Raw genomic sequence first — 14,620 nt, forward strand, 5'->3', positions numbered from 1 at the left:
TTACCGCGTCGCCGACTTCGATTCGAGCTGCGTCGCGGCGCTGACCTCGGTCCAGACCTGCGGCGCGACCCTGTCGCCGGCGGCGAACTTCTGGAAGCCGTCGACCACGACCTTGTCGCCGGCGCGCAGACCGTCGGTGATCAGCACCAGGCCATCCTGGGTCGGACCGATGCGGACCGGCCTGGCGATCGCGCGGTTGTCGTCGCGGATGACGTAGACCTCGGACCCGCCGGCCGCGTTGCGCTGCACCGCCTGCTGCGGCACGCCGACGGAGTCGCTGTCGATGCCCTGCTCGATGCGGACGCGGACATACATGCCCGGCAGGAGCTCGCGCTTCGGATTGGCGAACTCGCCGCGCAGGGTGACCTGACCGGTGGCGGCATCGACCTTGGCGTCGGAGAACAAGAGCTTGCCCGGGATCGAGTACGGCGTGCCGTCGTCGAGCACGAGACGGACCTTGATCGCGTCGGGCGAGATCTGGTCGAGGTCGCCGGACTCGAACGCCCGGCGCAGGCGGTTGAGCTCGCTCACCGACTGGGTGAAGTCGGCATAGATCGGATCGAGCTGCTGGATCGTGACCAGCGAGGTCTCGTTCTGAACCGCGATGGCGCCCTCGCTGACCTGGGCCGCGCCGACGATGCCGTCGATCGGCGCGCGCACGGTCGCGTAGTCGAGGTTGAGCTGGGCGCGCGCGAGATCGGCCTTGCGGGCCTCGATGTCGGCCGCGGCTTCGCGCTCGCTCGCGACCGCCTTCTCCTGCTCGACCTCGGGCGCAGCGCGCTCCTTGAACAGCAGGGCGATGCGGCGTGCCTGCTGCACCGCGCGCTCATGCACCGCCTCGGCCTTGGCCAGCGCCGCCCGGCTCGACAGGATCTCCACCTCGAACGGTTTCGGATCGATGCGATAGAGCGGATCGCCCGCCTTGACCTCGCTGCCCTGGCGGAACAGCCGCTCGACGATGATGCCCGAGACGCGCGGACGGACGTCGGAGACGCGGGTCGGCGCGATGCGGCCGGGCAGCTCGCGCACGATCGCTCGCGCCTTCTGCTCGACGGTCACGATGCCGACGTCGGGGATGACGATCTGTTCATTGGCGGAGGCCTGAGCCTGGATGGGGTCGTTACAGCCGGCCAGCAGCGGCGCGGCGGCCGCGAGCATCAATGCACTGCTGACCAGCGACGCGCGAAAACGAGACATGGGTGGAGGAGCCCCTCGATGATGATGAAAACCGGTCGACCGGATGGCCCAGTCATGGCGCCATTCTGGCGCTCGCCTTGCCTGCAACATAGAAAAGAGCTGCTGCGACGCAACGCGGAACCCGGGCGGCTTGATGTCACACGAACTACGTGACTGATAGATCAAGATTTTTTTGGACTCACCTAATTGTGAGTGCTTTGTGGCAGCAGGTTCCCAGCAGGTTCCGCACAGTGAAACGCGAATCCCCCTTCGGCGCTGCGGCATCCCGCCGCAGCGAACAAATTAGTTCGCCGGCCGCAGGCGGTAGTGACTGACGCCCCATTCACGGCCTTCGTCGTGCCCGAACAGACCCGCGGTGGCGAGGAAGAACCAGCGCCAGCGGCGCATCCACAGCGCCGTGTCGTCGCCATAGACGGGCTGCAGCACCTGCAGGATGCGGTTGTAGTCGGCATCGAAATTGGCGAGCCAGTCCCGTGCCGTGCGCTGATAATGCGTGCCGCTCCAGCACCATTCCTTCTCGACCGCGAACAGATCCGCGTACTGCCGGATCAAGGTGTGGCTCGGCATGATGCCGCCGGTGAAGAAATGCTGCGCGATCCAGTCCTCGCGATCGTTGCGGTCGAACAGGTAGGATCCGGTGCGGTGGGTGAAGATGTGCATGAACAGGCGGCCGTCCGGCAACAGCCATGACCGGACCCGCGACAGCAGCTCGCGCCAGTTCGTCATGTGCTCGAACATCTCAACCGAGACGATGCGATCGAACCGCGCGTCGGGAGCGAACCCGTTCATGTCGGCGGTGATGACCCGCAAATTGAGCAGGCCGCGCGCGGCCGCCATCTCCTCGATCGCGCGGCGCTGCGAATGGGAGTTCGACACCGCCGTGATCTTCGCATGCGGGAACTGCCGGGCCATGAACAGCGACAGCGAGCCCCAGCCGCAGCCGAGCTCGAGAATGCTCTGGCCGTCCTGCAGATCGGCATTGGCGACGGTCTGGCGCAGCGCCTCCTCCTCCGCCTCCTGCAGGGTGGAGACCGGCTCCTTGTAGAAGCAGCAGGAATATTTGCGGTTCGGCCCGAGCACGCGGGCGAAGAACGCCGCCGGCACCTCGTAGTGCTGGCTGTTCGCCGCGTCGGTGTGCTCGGCGATCGGGCGCGTCGTCAGCACGCGGGCAAACTCTGCATCACCCATTGCATCGGCCCCGCCCAGCCGCGCCGCCGTGCGCGCGCACAATTCGGAGATCGCGGAGCGGATGACGGCATCGGGCAGCGGCACACGCTCGGCGGCGCCGATGATGGTCGAGATGAAGCTCATGCGGTGGCTCCGTTACTTCGTAAAAGGATTTGGCGGCAGGGGAAAGAACGCGCTGGTGCGCGCCTGATAGGCCCGGTAGCGATCGCCGCGCGAGCGCAGCATCTGCTGCTCCAGCGGCGGGATGCCGGTGACGTGGACCAGGATCCAGTACATGAACAACGGCGCGAGCAGGCTGGCGAAGCCCCACGGATGGTCGAACGACAGCGCGACGACCGGATAGGACAGCCAGCACACCCACTCGAAGAAATAGTTGGGATGGCGCGACCAGCGCCACAGGCCGACGTCGCACACCTTGCCCTTGTTGGCGGGATCGGCGCGGAACGCCTTGAGCTGGGCGTCGGCGACGCCCTCGCCGGCGATGCCCGCGAACAGCACGAGGATGCCGAGATAGTCTTGCAGGCGCAACTCGGCGGCCGGCGCGTGGGCCGCGACGAACATCGCGAACACCAGCGGGATCGAGCCCCAGGCCTGCTGCTGCAGGAACAGGAACATGCGCCGCGGTGCGGCCGCGCCCCATTGCCGGGCGAACTCCGCATAGCGCGGGTCGTCGGACATGCCGCGGCTGCGTGCTGCGACATGGCCGCCGAGCCGCAGCGACCAGACCGCCACCAGCACCGCGACCAGCCACTGCCGCGCGTTGGGGGCGGCGCCGCCGGCGGGCCAGATCGCGCCGCCGGCGCCGACCAGCCCGACGGAAAATGTCCAGATCGTGTCGACCCAGCCGGAGTTGCCGCTGCGCTGCTGCACGACCCAGGCGAGCCCCATCAGCACCGACATCGCCGCGGCCATCGCCAGGAGCGCTTGCAGATATTCAACGACGGTCATGACAAAGCCAGGGCGTTCCCGCTAGATATGAGCCACGGGACTAACTACGCCGCGGATGCCCGCCGGTTTCAGCCATAGTTCCGCGCAGGGGACGGGATTGCGCCGATCGCGGCTTTTTTCCCGCTGCTGCTGTGCCATAGTGGATTTCAGGGACCGGTCCCCGCAACGGATGTCATCGACAATGCCTCAAGGCTCCCCTTCCCGCTCCGCGATGGACGTCGAAATGACCAAATTGTCCTCGCCCCGGATCTTCCTGGTGCGGATGCTGGTCTTCCTGGTGCTGTGCGCGCTGGTCGGCGTCGTGCTCTACAAACAGATCATCATGGCGTTCTTCGCCAATCCCGGCCTCAACGCCCTGATCGGGGCGGTGCTGCTGATCGGCGTCATCCTGTCGTTCCGACAGGTGGTCCGGCTCTATCCGGAAGTGTCCTGGGTCAACAATTTCCGCATCGCCGATCCCGGCCTGGCGGTGCCTCGTCACCCGGTCCTGCTGGCGCCGATGGCCGCCATCCTCGGCCGCGAGCGCTCGGGGCGGATGTCGATCTCACAGCAGACCATGCGCCATCTGCTCGACTCGATCGCCACCCGGCTTGACGAGGCCCGCGACATCTCGCGCTACATGACCGGCCTGCTGGTGTTCCTCGGCCTGCTCGGCACGTTCTGGGGCCTGATCGAGACGGTCGGCTCGGTCGGCAAGGTGATCGAGGGCCTCAAGGTCGGTGGCGACGCCGGCGCGCTGTTCGATACGCTGAAGGGCGGCCTTGCCGCGCCGCTGGGCGGCATGGGCATCTCGTTCTCGTCCTCGCTGTTCGGCCTTGCCGGCTCGCTGATCCTCGGCTTCCTCGACCTGCAGTCGAGCCAGGCGCAGAACCGCTTCTATACCGACCTGGAAGACTGGCTGGCGGGCACCGTGCGCGAATATGGCGGGACGGGCGATACCGGGGCCGATCTCTCGGTCGCCATCGAGCGGCTGCGCACCGCCATGGAGGACGGCTCGAACCGCGGCGCCACCGCGGCGATGGCCAACCTCGCCGAGGCGATCCAGGGACTGGTCGGACACATGCGCACCGAGCAGCAGATGATCCGCGAATGGGCCGACGGCCAGGGCGAGCAGAACCGCGAGATCAAGCGGCTGCTGGAGCGGCTCGCGCGGCAGACCGAGAAGAGTTGAGCCGCTCCGCCGGCCGGCCCGAGATGAGCTAGGAGACGCTGAATGGCGCTTGCCCGTACCCGCCGTGGAGATTCCGGCCTCAACTACTGGCCGGGCTTCGTCGATGCGCTGTCGACCCTGGTGCTGTCGATCGTGTTCCTGCTGACCGTGTTCCTGGTGGTGCAGTTCTTCCTGTCGCAGGAGGTCACCGGCAAGGACAAGGCGCTGGAGCAGCTCAACGCCAAGATCGCGCAGCTCAACGAGATGCTGTCCCTGGAGAAGCTCGGCAAGCTCTCGCTGGATGACCAGGTCGCGCAACTGCGCGCCGGGCTCGCAAGCGCCGAAGCAGAGCGCGACCGCGTCAAGGGCCTCTATGACGGGCTCGCCAATGCCGGCAGCAATGCCGCCGGCCGCGCCAACGAGCTCAACCGGGCGCTCGACTCCGAGAAGCAGGTCACGGCGCGGGCGCTGGCCCAGATCGAGGTGCTCAACCAGCAGATCAGCGCACTGCGCCGCCAGCTCGCCGCGCTCGAGGATGCGCTCGATGCCTCGGAGAAGCGCGACAAGGAATCGCAGAGCCGCATCGCCGATCTCGGCTCGCGCCTCAACGTCGCGCTGGCACAGCGGGTGCAGGAACTGACCCGGTACCGCTCGGAGTTCTTCGGCCGGCTGCGCGCCATCCTCGGCAACCGTCCCGACATTCGCGTCGTCGGCGACCGCTTCGTGTTCCAGTCCGAGGTATTCTTCGACACGGGGCAAGCCACCCTGCTGCCCGAGGGCCAGCAGGAGCTGAACTCGGTGGCAACGGCGCTGGTCGATCTCGACAAGCAGATCCCCGCTGAGATCTCCTGGGTGCTGCGGGTCGATGGCCACACCGACGTTCGTCCGATCAACAGCCCGGTGTTCAAGTCGAACTGGGAATTGTCCTCGGCGCGCGCCATCTCGGTGGTGCAGTATCTGATCTCGCTCGGCGTGCCAGCGCAGCGCCTGGTCGCGGCCGGCTTCGCCGAATTCCAGCCGCTCGACCCCGCGAATACCGAGGAGGCCTTCCGCCGCAACCGGCGCATCGAGCTGAAGCTGACGGAGCGGTGACGTCGAGCTCCACCCTGCGCCCCTATCGCGCCGACGACGAGGACGCGGCAATCGCGCTGTGGCAGGAGACGTGGCAGCTCGCCTATCCCGCCATCGATTTTGCCGCGCGCGTTCCATGGTGGCGCGAGCGCTGGCGAAATGAGCTGGTGCCGAAGGCGGACGTGATCGTCGCCGAGACGGAAGGGGCGCTTGCCGGCTTTGTCACGATCGATGCGTCGGGCTATCTCGATCAGCTCGTGGTCTCGCCCCGGCACTGGGGCTCGCCGCTCGCCACGCAGCTGGTCGACGCCGCCAAGCGGCGCTCTCCGGGTGGCATCACGCTACTGGTGAACAAGGACAACGCCCGCGCGATCAGCTTCTACAAGCGCAACGGCTTCCTGGAGGCCGGCGAGGACGTCAATCCGACTTCAGGGCGTCCGGTGCTGCGGATGGCGTGGACGCCTTAGGCACTGCCACCCCGGATCGCGGCCATATCCACCGCTGTCGTCCCGGACAACCAAGCGCAGCGAGGGCAGATCCGGGATCCATACTCCGCAGCAGAGGTTTTGCGACGAGTGGGTGTCCCTGGCATTCGGGCGCCAAACATCGGTCTGTGGTTATGGGCCCCTGCGTTCGCAGGGGCGACACCGAGGGTGCAGCGATCAGCAACTACACGCCGCGAAACAGCACACCGATCGTCAACACCACGAACGCAATCGCCAGCGCATCGAAGGCGTGCGCGGCCGACAGCAGCGGCACCGAAGCGTGCATGTAGTGCGCGAGCATCGCGACGAGGGCGAGCACCAGCGCGATTGCGAAGATCACGAAGGAGGGCGGCGTGAGGGCAAAACTGCCACGACGATAAGGCATGTCCGTTGCTCCTGTTAGGACCAGGCGCGCCTGCTACGAGCGGCGCGCCATCTGTTCCGGCAGGGAACGTACAAGGCGGGAGAAAGGTTGCAGGGTCGGGAACGAGAATTCGAAGGTGTTGCCGGCCGTCCACGGCGTTGCAGGAACTACACGCCCTCGAACTGCAGCCGGGCCAGCCGCGCATAGAGACCGTTGGCCGCAACCAGCGACGTGTGGGTGCCCTGCTCGACGATGCGGCCGCGGTCCATGACCAGGATGCGGTCGCAGGACAGCACCGTGGCGAGGCGATGCGCGATCACCAGGGTGGTGCGGTCCTTCATCAGCCCCTCGAGCGCAGTCTGTACCAGCGTCTCGCTCTCGGCGTCGAGCGCCGAGGTCGCCTCGTCGAGCAGCAGCAGCGGCGCATCGCGCAGGATGGCGCGCGCGATGGCGATGCGCTGGCGCTGGCCGCCCGAGAGCGTGACGCCGCGCTCGCCGAGCGAGGTGTCGAAGCCGTTCGGCAAGCGGCGGATGAATTCGCTGGCATGAGCGAGATCGGCGGCGCGCTCGACCTCGGCGTCGGTCGCCTCGGGCCGGCCGAAGCGGATGTTCTCACGCGCACTGGCGGCGAACACCACGGATTCCTGCGGCACCAGCGCGATGCGCTCGCGCATCTTGCGCGGGTCAGCCGCGCGCACCGGCACACCGTCGAATGAGATCGAGCCGGAGGCGGGATCGTAGAAGCGCAGAAGCAGATGGAACAGCGTGCTCTTGCCGGCGCCGGAGGGGCCGACGATTGCGACCTTCTCACCGGCGCGGATCACAAACGAGACATCGTCGAGAACGCGGACGTCTGGGCGACCCGGATAGGCGAAGCTGACTCGCTCGAAGCCGAGGTCGCCACGCGCCGGCTCCGGCATCGGGCGCGGCTGCGCGGGCGCCGTGATTTCCGGCTGCACGTGCAACAGCTCGAACAGCCGCTCGGCGGCGCCGGACGCCGCCGACACTTCGCCCCAGACCTCCGAGAGCTGGCCGAGCCCGGCGGCGGCGAAGGCCGCGTAGAGCACGAACTGACCGAGCCGGCCGGCGCTGATCGCACCGGTCAGCACGTCGTGCGAGCCGACCCAGAGGATCGCGACCACGCTGGAGAATACGATGAAGATGATGATCGCGGTGAGCACGCCGCGCGCCTGGGTCGAGACCCGCGCCGCCTCATAGGCCTGCTCGACCTCGCCGCCGAAGCGCGCCGCCGCGAGCCTCTCGCTGGTATAGGCCTGCACGGTCCTGATCGAGCCGATCAGCTCGGACGCATAGGCCGAGGCGTCGGCGAGCGTGTCCTGGGCGTTGCGCGACAGCCGCCGGACCCAGCGCCCGAACGCCACCAGCGGCAGCACGATCAGCGGGATCGCCAGCAGCACGAAGCCGGACAGCTTCGGACTCGTGATCACCATCATTGCGGTGGCGCCGATGAACAGCAGCAGATTGCGCAGCGCGATGGACACGGAGGCGCCCGCCGCCGATTTGATCTGGGTGGTGTCGGCGGTGAGCCGCGACACCAGCTCGCCGGAGCGGGCGGAATCGAAGAACGACGGCGACAGCGACATCAGATGCGCGAACACGTCGCGCCGGAGATCGGCGACGATGCGCTCGCCGATCGTCATGACGAGGTAGTAGCGGGCCGCGCTTGCCAGCGCGAGCACCGCCACGACGGCGATCATGACGCTGAAATAGCTGTTGATCAGTTCGATGCCTTTCGGCGTGAAGCCGAAATCGATCATGCGGCGGACCGCGATCGGCACCAGCAGCGTGGTCAGCGCCGCGACCGTGAGCGCGATCAGCGCCAGGAGGGCGCGGCCGCGATAGCGCAGGACATAGGGAGACAGCGCCAGCAGCGGGCGCAGCTTCGAGCGCCGCACAGGGCTTGCCGGCTCGGCCAATGCCTCGACGGCCGCAACGGCATCTCCGACCGGATCCTGCCCTGGGGCAGCGCCCTGCCGCTCGTCAAGCCGTTCCACTACGCTCATGGGCCACCTGAGAATTCTTCCAAATACCGATCTGCCGTCCTGATAGGCCTGCCGGGCCGGGCTTGGCAAATCCGGAAACGTACCAAGGTGTTCATCCGCGACCTTGGCTTGTTTTGGGCAGAACCTTGGGCTATAGAGCCCGCCAATTGTCCCCCTTCAGTGACGACAGGATCAGGCGCGGCCGCGCCGCATCATGTCTTCGCATCGTGCCGTAGGATCAGCCATGAAAGCCGACATTCACCCGAATTATCATACGATTACGGTCGTGATGACCGATGGCACCGAGTACCAGACCCGTTCGACCTGGGGCAAAGAGGGCGACAAGCTCAACCTCGACATCGACCCCAAGTCGCACCCGGCCTGGACCGGCGGCACCCAGCAGCTGATGGATCGCGGCGGCCGCGTCTCCCGCTTCCAGAAAAAGTTCCAGGGCTTCCTCAAGAAGGATTGATGCCTTCTTGCCCCGGTACCGGCCTTCCTGGCCTGCGCCTGACGGACAGCTCACAGCAAAACGCCCCCGGAGACGGGGGCGTTTTGTTTCTGGGCTGGTCGCAACGAGACCTTCGGCTGGGGGAGCGGCCCGGCGGGGCCGCCCGATGCCGGGGCCTACTGCTCGAACGCGGCCTTCAGCCGGTTGAGATGCGGCACCAACGGATTGCCGATCGCGCTCTGGTCCGGCGGCGGGGAATGAATGGTCGAGTCGAGCCGGCGGACTCGCACCTGCAAGCTCATCGAGCGCGAGATCAGGCTCTGCAGCTGCTGTGGCAGCTTCTCCAGCAGATCATCCGGCCCGGGATCTGCGGCGGTCAGCTTGACCTTGGTCTTCTCGCGGTTGGCCTGGCTCAGGGTCATCTCGCCCTCCTTCACCGCGCGGTGCAGGAGCAGCCAGGACGCCAGTTGCATCAGGCGGGTGGTGAGACGCATGCTCTCGGTCGCGTAGGTCAGGCTGACGGCGCGGTCGAGCGCCTTGGCCTCGTTGCGGCCGTCGCCATCGAGATAGGCGGCGGTCTCCTCGACCAGATCCATGCCTTCCCGGAACAGCGCGCCGAATGCAGCAGAATTGGTGAGCCGCTCGTTGAACTGAACCAGAGCGCCATCGCCCAGCAAACGGTCCGACATGGTTAACGCCTCTTAAACGCGACTGTTTACGCAACCCGGCAACGACGCCGGTATGATGAACAAATCATTGCGCGGCCGGTTTCGAGAGTCCAGCAGCAACGCCTTTTATGGTTTCCACGGCGTGGGCCATGCCGTGCCCTCGTACCACTTGCGACTGCAACACGGCCGATCGCGGCCGAGTCGCACGATCAGCTCAACTAGCAACCATGATCACGGCAATAGTTTGCAGTCGTCGAACGAGGATCGTCACGCCTGCCGCGGCGCACAGGATTTTCGCGCGACCTGCTGGCGACCGAAGACCGGCACGGGCGCAATGAGCAGACACGACGTTCGTTCCACGATCGCCGCCTGCGCATGGGGGAGCGCGCCACGGGCGACCGCCCGGTTCGCCCGGCTCGGCGCGGGCGCAAAAAAAGAGCCGCCGTTTCCGGCGGCTTTGAAGTTGATAACAGGGAGGCGTCAAACAGAGTGGACAGGAGCCACTCGGTGTCCAAACGAGGACAGTTCCGGTTGTAAACGCGAAAGCTTAATCAACCGTAAATGGCGAAAATTTTTCAATCTTCGTTAGCCATGTCGGCCACTGGCCGACCGTGTTTCTACGGCCGCGAGGTTCACGACTTGAAGATGCTGGCGGCGGCATCACGCGAGGCGCGCTTTTTCGCCACCGCCTGCTCGATGCGCTCGATCTCGGCGCGGAGCAGCGCCACCCGGCTGGTCAGCTCCTCGACCGACAGCATCGACAGATCCTGCCCGATCTCGTGCGAAACGGCCTTGCGCGGCCGGTCGTCGTCCTCGTTCGCCATCTCACCCTCCTCCCGGTTGCCAGCCATGCCCCGGCTGGCTTAAGCACGCGGCAGCACCCGCTTTCAGCCCTCGCCGAAGGATTTCTCATGGAACAGCTGCCCGCGCAAATGACCGTGGTCGCCATCAGCCAGCCGGGCGGACCCGAGGTGCTCAAGCCGGAAACCCGGCCCGTGCCCAAGCCCGGCCCCGGCGAGATCCTGATCAAGGTGAAGGCCGCCGGCGTTAACCGTCCCGACGTCGCCCAGCGCTCCGGCAGCTATCCGCCGCCGCCCGGCGCCAGCGACCTGCCGGGGCTGGAAGTGGCCGGGGAGGTCGTGGCGCTCGGCGAGGGCGCCGTCCGGCACAAGCTCGGCGACACCGTGATGTCCCTGGTGGCCGGCGGCGGCTATGCGCAATACTGCATCGCACAAGATGCGCAGGCGATGGCGGTCCCCTCCGCGCTCTCAATTCTGGAAGCCGGCGCTCTGCCCGAGACCCTGATGACGGTCTGGCACAACGTGTTCGAGCGCGGCGGCCTCAAGCAGGGCGAGACCCTGCTGGTCCATGGCGGCTCTTCCGGCATCGGCACCATGGCGATCCAGCTCGGCAAGGCGTTCGGCGCCAAGGTGCTGGTCACCGTCGGCTCGCAGGACAAGGCCGACGCCTGCGTGAAGCTCGGCGCCGACCGCGCCATCAACTACAAGACCGAGGATTTCGTCGCCGTGGTCAAGGAGGCGACCGGCGGCAAGGGCGCCAACGTCATTCTCGACATGGTCGGCGGCGACTACATCGAGCGCAACTACGACGCCGCGGCCACCGATGGCCGCATCGTCCAGATCGCCTTCCTGGGTAGCCCGAAGGCGACCGTCAATTTCGTCAAGCTGATGGTCAAGCGCCTGACCCATACCGGATCCACGCTGCGCCCGCGCAGCAACGCCGACAAGGCGGCGATGGTGGCGGCGATCGAGGCCAAGGTGACGCCGTTCCTGCGCGAGGGCCGCATCAAGCCATTGATGGACTCGACCTTTCCCCTCGTGGATGCAGCGAAAGCGCATGCACGCATGGAGACGAGCCAACATATTGGCAAAATTGTGTTGGAAATCTAGGTGCAGTCTAAACAGAGCGTGTTTGGAAACTCTTTGATTCTCCTCGCTTTCGTGCCAATGATCGCGCACATCTGAACCGTGCCTGGAACGGCTCCAATTAGCCCGGCGACGACCTCTTTCGATTTGGCTTGTTTCGCTTTGGATTGGTGTCGAACGCGGAGATTTGACATTGCGTCTGATCAGGTGCCTCGCGTCGTTGGCGGCGCTGGGCCTCGTGATGTGTGGTGCCGCTGCCCCCGCTCAGGCCGTTGACGCCGTCAGCGTTCGCAGCGACGCGCCTGCGATCGACCTCACGGGCATCCTCGATCATCAGCGCAGCGAGAACGACCGCATCCAGGTCTCGACGGCGCCCGGCACCGACGGCATCGTCCGCCGCATCGAGGTGCGGGCCCGCGAGGGCGGCCAGAACTGGATCGTGTTCGCGCTGGCCAACAATACCGACGACCAGCTCGACCGACTGATCGTCGCGCCGCACTACCGCGTGGTCGGCTCCGGCGTGCTCTGGCCCGATCTCGGCCTGTCGCGCATCGCCACCATCACGCCCTCGGTCGGCGACCTGCCGGAGCGGCAGGAGAGCCCGACCGCCGACGTCTTCCGCGTCACCCTCGATCCCGGCTCGGTCGTCACCTTCGTGGCCGAGCTGCGCACGGACAAGCTGCCGCAGCTCTATTTGTGGGAGCCCGAGGCCTACAAGGACAAGGTCAACTCGTTCACGCTGTACCAGGGCATCGTGATCGGCATCTCCGGACTTCTCGCGCTCGTGCTCACGATCCTGTTCGTGGTCAAGGGCAGCATCATGTTTCCGGCGGCCGCGGCGCTGGCCTGGGCGGTGCTGGTCTATATCGGCGTCGACTTCGGCTTCTGGGGTAAGGTCCTGGACATGTCGAACAATGCCGAGCGCGTCTGGCGCGCGGCGGGCGAGGCGATCCTGGCGGCGACCCTGCTGGTGTTCCTGTTCGCCTATCTCAATCTGTCGCGCTGGCACGTCCGCTATTCGCACATCACGCTGGGCTGGCTGTTCTTCCTCGGCTCACTGGTCGCGGTGGCGCTGTTCGATCCCGCGGTCGCCTCGGGCATCGCACGCATGTCGCTGCTGCTGATCGCGGTCCTTGGCTTCGCACTGATCGTCTATCTCTCCAGCCACGGCTTCGACCGCGCGGTGCTGCTGATCCCGACCTGGTTCCTGCTCACGGTGTGGGTCGCCGCCGCCGGCATGACGGTCGCAGGCCAAGTCACCAACGACATCGTCGGCCCGGCCCTGCTCGGTGGCCTCGTGCTGATCGTGATGCTGATCGGCTTCACCGTGATGCAGCACGCCTTCGCCGGCGGCGGCGCCACCACCGGCATCGTCTCCGACGTCGAGCGCCGCGCGCTGGCCCTGGCCGGCTCCGGCGACCTGATCTGGGACTGGGACGTCTCCGCCGACAAGGTGTTCACCAGCCCAGAGACCGAAAGCCTGCTCGGCCTCAAGCGCGGCACGCTCGAAGGCCCGGCCGCGAAATGGCTCGAGGTGCTGCATCCGCTCGATCAGGACCGCTTCCGCGCCGCGCTAGACAGTGTCCTCGACCAGCGCCGCGGTCGCCTGGTGCAGGACTTCCGGCTGCGCACGCCCGACGGCCATTTCATGTGGTTCGCGCTCAAGGCGCGTCCCGTGGTCGGCTCCGACGGCGAGGTCTCGCGCGTGGTCGGCACGCTCACCGACGTGACCGAGTTCAAGAATGCCGAGGAGCGCCTGCTCCACGATTCCGTGCACGACAATCTGACCGGGCTGCCCAACCGCAAGCTGTTCATCGACCGTCTCGCCGCCGTCGCCAATTTCGCCAAGTCGATGCCGGCCATGCGGCCCACCCTGATGGTGATCGATCTCGACCGCTTCAAGCAGGTCAACGATTCCGTCGGCATCGCGGTCGGCGATTCCATCCTGCTGACCCTGGCGCGGCGGCTGTCGCGCATCCTCAAGCCCCAGGATACGTTGGCCCGGCTCGCCGGCGATCAGTTTGGCTTGATCCTGCTGTCCGAGCAGGACCCCGCCCGCATCACCGCGTTCGCCGAGACCATCCGCAAGACCATCCGCGCGCCGATCGCCTTCAACGAGCGCGAGATCTTCCTGACCGCCTCGATCGGCCTTGCTCTGTCCGACCCGCAGACGCAGCTGTCGGAGGACATCATCAAGGATGCCGAGCTTGCGATGTATCACTCCAAGCGCATCGGCGGCGACCGCATCGACGTCTACAAGCCGGCGATGCGGGCGCGCAAGAACGACCGCCTGACGTTGGAGAGCGAGCTGCGCCGCTCGATCGAGCGCCAGGAGATCACGATCCTGTACCAGCCGATCGTGCGGCTGGAGGATCGCTCGATCGCCGGCTTCGAGGCCTTGGCGCGCTGGGATCATCCGAAGCTCGGGCGGATGTCACCGATCGAGTTCATCACCATCGCCGAGGAGATCGGCCTGATCGTCGATCTCGGCACCTTCGTACTCGACCAGACAGCGCGCCAGCTCTCGGTGTGGCAGCGCGCGACTCGGCTGCGCGAGCCGATCTTCGCCAGCGTCAACGTCTCGTCGCGTCAGCTCCTGCGCCACGACCTGATCCACGACATCCGCTCGGTGCTGGCCCGCTCCTCGGTCGCGCGCGGCTCGCTCAAGATCGAGCTGACGGAATCGCTGGTGATGGAGAACCCGGAGCACGCCGCGCAGATGCTGACGCGCATCCGCGAACTCGGCGTCGGCCTGTCGATCGACGATTTCGGCACCGGCCATTCCTCGCTCGCCTATCTGCAGCGCTTCCCGTTCGACACCTTGAAGATCGACCAGTCGTTCGTGCGCACCACCGCGCGCGGCACGCGGCCGGTGATCCTCAAATCGATCATCGCGCTGGCGCACGATCTCGGCATGGACGTGGTGGCGGAAGGCGCGGAGACCGACTCCGATGCCGTCGAGCTCTATCAGCTCGGCTGCGAATACGCCCAGGGCTACGCCTTCGGCGAGCCGATGGACGCCGACGCCGCGATGCGGCTTCTGACGGAAGAGCGGCTGGAAGCGGCGAGCTGAGAGCCCCGTTCTGCGGCTCCTTGACCAAGGCCGGCCATCCCGTTCGCGCCAACGACACCCCAAGGATGCATCTTTTCTTTTTCATGTCTTGAGGTAGACTTACCTCAGTACCGTGTTTCGCGTGCTGGCTGCGTGT

The 14,620-nt window shown here is 66.5% G+C and carries 13 protein-coding genes; 6 read left to right on the forward strand and 7 right to left on the reverse strand.

Annotated elements, in window-relative coordinates:
- The 3 genes from QW881_RS19605 to QW881_RS19615 all read right to left on the reverse strand — a co-directional run bounded on the left by QW881_RS19605 (window position 1) and on the right by QW881_RS19615 (window position 3,333).
- A complete protein-coding gene (locus QW881_RS19605) occupies window positions 1-1,197 on the reverse strand; it encodes an efflux RND transporter periplasmic adaptor subunit (protein WP_315753299.1) in 1,197 nt (398 codons plus the stop codon).
- A 282-nt stretch (window positions 1,198-1,479) separates the two neighbouring features.
- Window positions 1,480-2,508, reverse strand: coding sequence for a cyclopropane-fatty-acyl-phospholipid synthase family protein (locus tag QW881_RS19610; RefSeq protein WP_315753300.1), 1,029 nt, complete (start codon window positions 2,506-2,508; stop codon window positions 1,480-1,482).
- Between the two features lie 12 nt (window positions 2,509-2,520).
- A complete protein-coding gene (locus QW881_RS19615; RefSeq protein WP_315753302.1) occupies window positions 2,521-3,333 on the reverse strand; it encodes a DUF1295 domain-containing protein in 813 nt (270 codons plus the stop codon).
- A gap of 181 nt (window positions 3,334-3,514) precedes the next feature.
- On the opposite strand from QW881_RS19615, the gene QW881_RS19620 reads away from it, so the two are divergent.
- The 3 genes from QW881_RS19620 to QW881_RS19630 are packed head-to-tail and all read left to right on the forward strand — an operon-like array spanning window position 3,515 to window position 6,021.
- Window positions 3,515-4,504, forward strand: a complete 990-nt coding sequence (locus QW881_RS19620; protein ID WP_315734443.1) for a flagellar motor protein MotA — start codon at window positions 3,515-3,517, stop codon at window positions 4,502-4,504.
- A 42-nt stretch (window positions 4,505-4,546) separates the two neighbouring features.
- On the forward strand, window positions 4,547-5,575 hold the full coding sequence (locus QW881_RS19625) for a peptidoglycan -binding protein (protein WP_315753304.1): 1,029 nt from the start codon (window positions 4,547-4,549) through the stop codon (window positions 5,573-5,575).
- Window positions 5,572-6,021, forward strand: coding sequence for a GNAT family N-acetyltransferase (locus tag QW881_RS19630; protein WP_315753306.1), 450 nt, complete (start codon window positions 5,572-5,574; stop codon window positions 6,019-6,021). The genes QW881_RS19625 and QW881_RS19630 overlap by 4 nt, the downstream gene beginning before the upstream one ends.
- A 202-nt stretch (window positions 6,022-6,223) precedes the next feature.
- Here QW881_RS19630 and QW881_RS19635 read toward each other — a convergent pair whose 3' ends face one another.
- Together QW881_RS19635 and QW881_RS19640 are read right to left on the reverse strand one after the other, a co-directional pair.
- The gene (locus tag QW881_RS19635) at window positions 6,224-6,424 is read right to left on the reverse strand and encodes a hypothetical protein (protein WP_006614616.1); all 201 of its coding nucleotides are present in this window, start codon (window positions 6,422-6,424) and stop codon (window positions 6,224-6,226) included.
- Window positions 6,425-6,570: 146 nt separating this feature from the next.
- Window positions 6,571-8,427 (reverse strand): ABC transporter ATP-binding protein/permease, encoded by a 1,857-nt coding sequence (locus tag QW881_RS19640; protein WP_316158893.1) that lies wholly within the window; start codon window positions 8,425-8,427, stop codon window positions 6,571-6,573.
- 223 nt (window positions 8,428-8,650) lie between these two features.
- Between QW881_RS19640 and rpmE the strand changes: the two genes are divergently transcribed.
- Complete coding sequence (rpmE, locus tag QW881_RS19645) at window positions 8,651-8,878, forward strand: 50S ribosomal protein L31 (protein WP_015664357.1); 228 nt, start codon at window positions 8,651-8,653, stop codon at window positions 8,876-8,878.
- 155 nt (window positions 8,879-9,033) lie between these two features.
- On the opposite strand, the gene QW881_RS19650 is transcribed toward rpmE, so the two are convergent.
- On the reverse strand, window positions 9,034-9,546 hold the full coding sequence (locus QW881_RS19650; protein WP_315713893.1) for a DUF1465 family protein: 513 nt from the start codon (window positions 9,544-9,546) through the stop codon (window positions 9,034-9,036).
- A 611-nt stretch (window positions 9,547-10,157) separates the two neighbouring features.
- Window positions 10,158-10,349 carry a DUF1192 domain-containing protein gene (locus QW881_RS19655; RefSeq protein ID WP_315713892.1) on the reverse strand — a complete coding sequence of 64 codons (192 nt, stop codon included), beginning with the start codon at window positions 10,347-10,349 and terminating at the stop codon, window positions 10,158-10,160.
- Window positions 10,350-10,436: 87 nt separating this feature from the next.
- On the opposite strand from QW881_RS19655, the gene QW881_RS19660 reads away from it, so the two are divergent.
- A complete protein-coding gene (locus QW881_RS19660; RefSeq protein ID WP_315753311.1) occupies window positions 10,437-11,435 on the forward strand; it encodes an NAD(P)H-quinone oxidoreductase in 999 nt (332 codons plus the stop codon).
- 169 nt (window positions 11,436-11,604) lie between these two features.
- Window positions 11,605-14,484, forward strand: coding sequence for an EAL domain-containing protein (locus tag QW881_RS19665; RefSeq protein WP_315734456.1), 2,880 nt, complete (start codon window positions 11,605-11,607; stop codon window positions 14,482-14,484).
- Window positions 14,485-14,620: the final 136 nt, after the last annotated feature.

The organism is Bradyrhizobium sp. SZCCHNS3016 (genome assembly GCF_032484535.1).
In the GTDB taxonomy this organism is placed as follows: Bacteria; Pseudomonadota; Alphaproteobacteria; order Rhizobiales; family Xanthobacteraceae; genus Bradyrhizobium.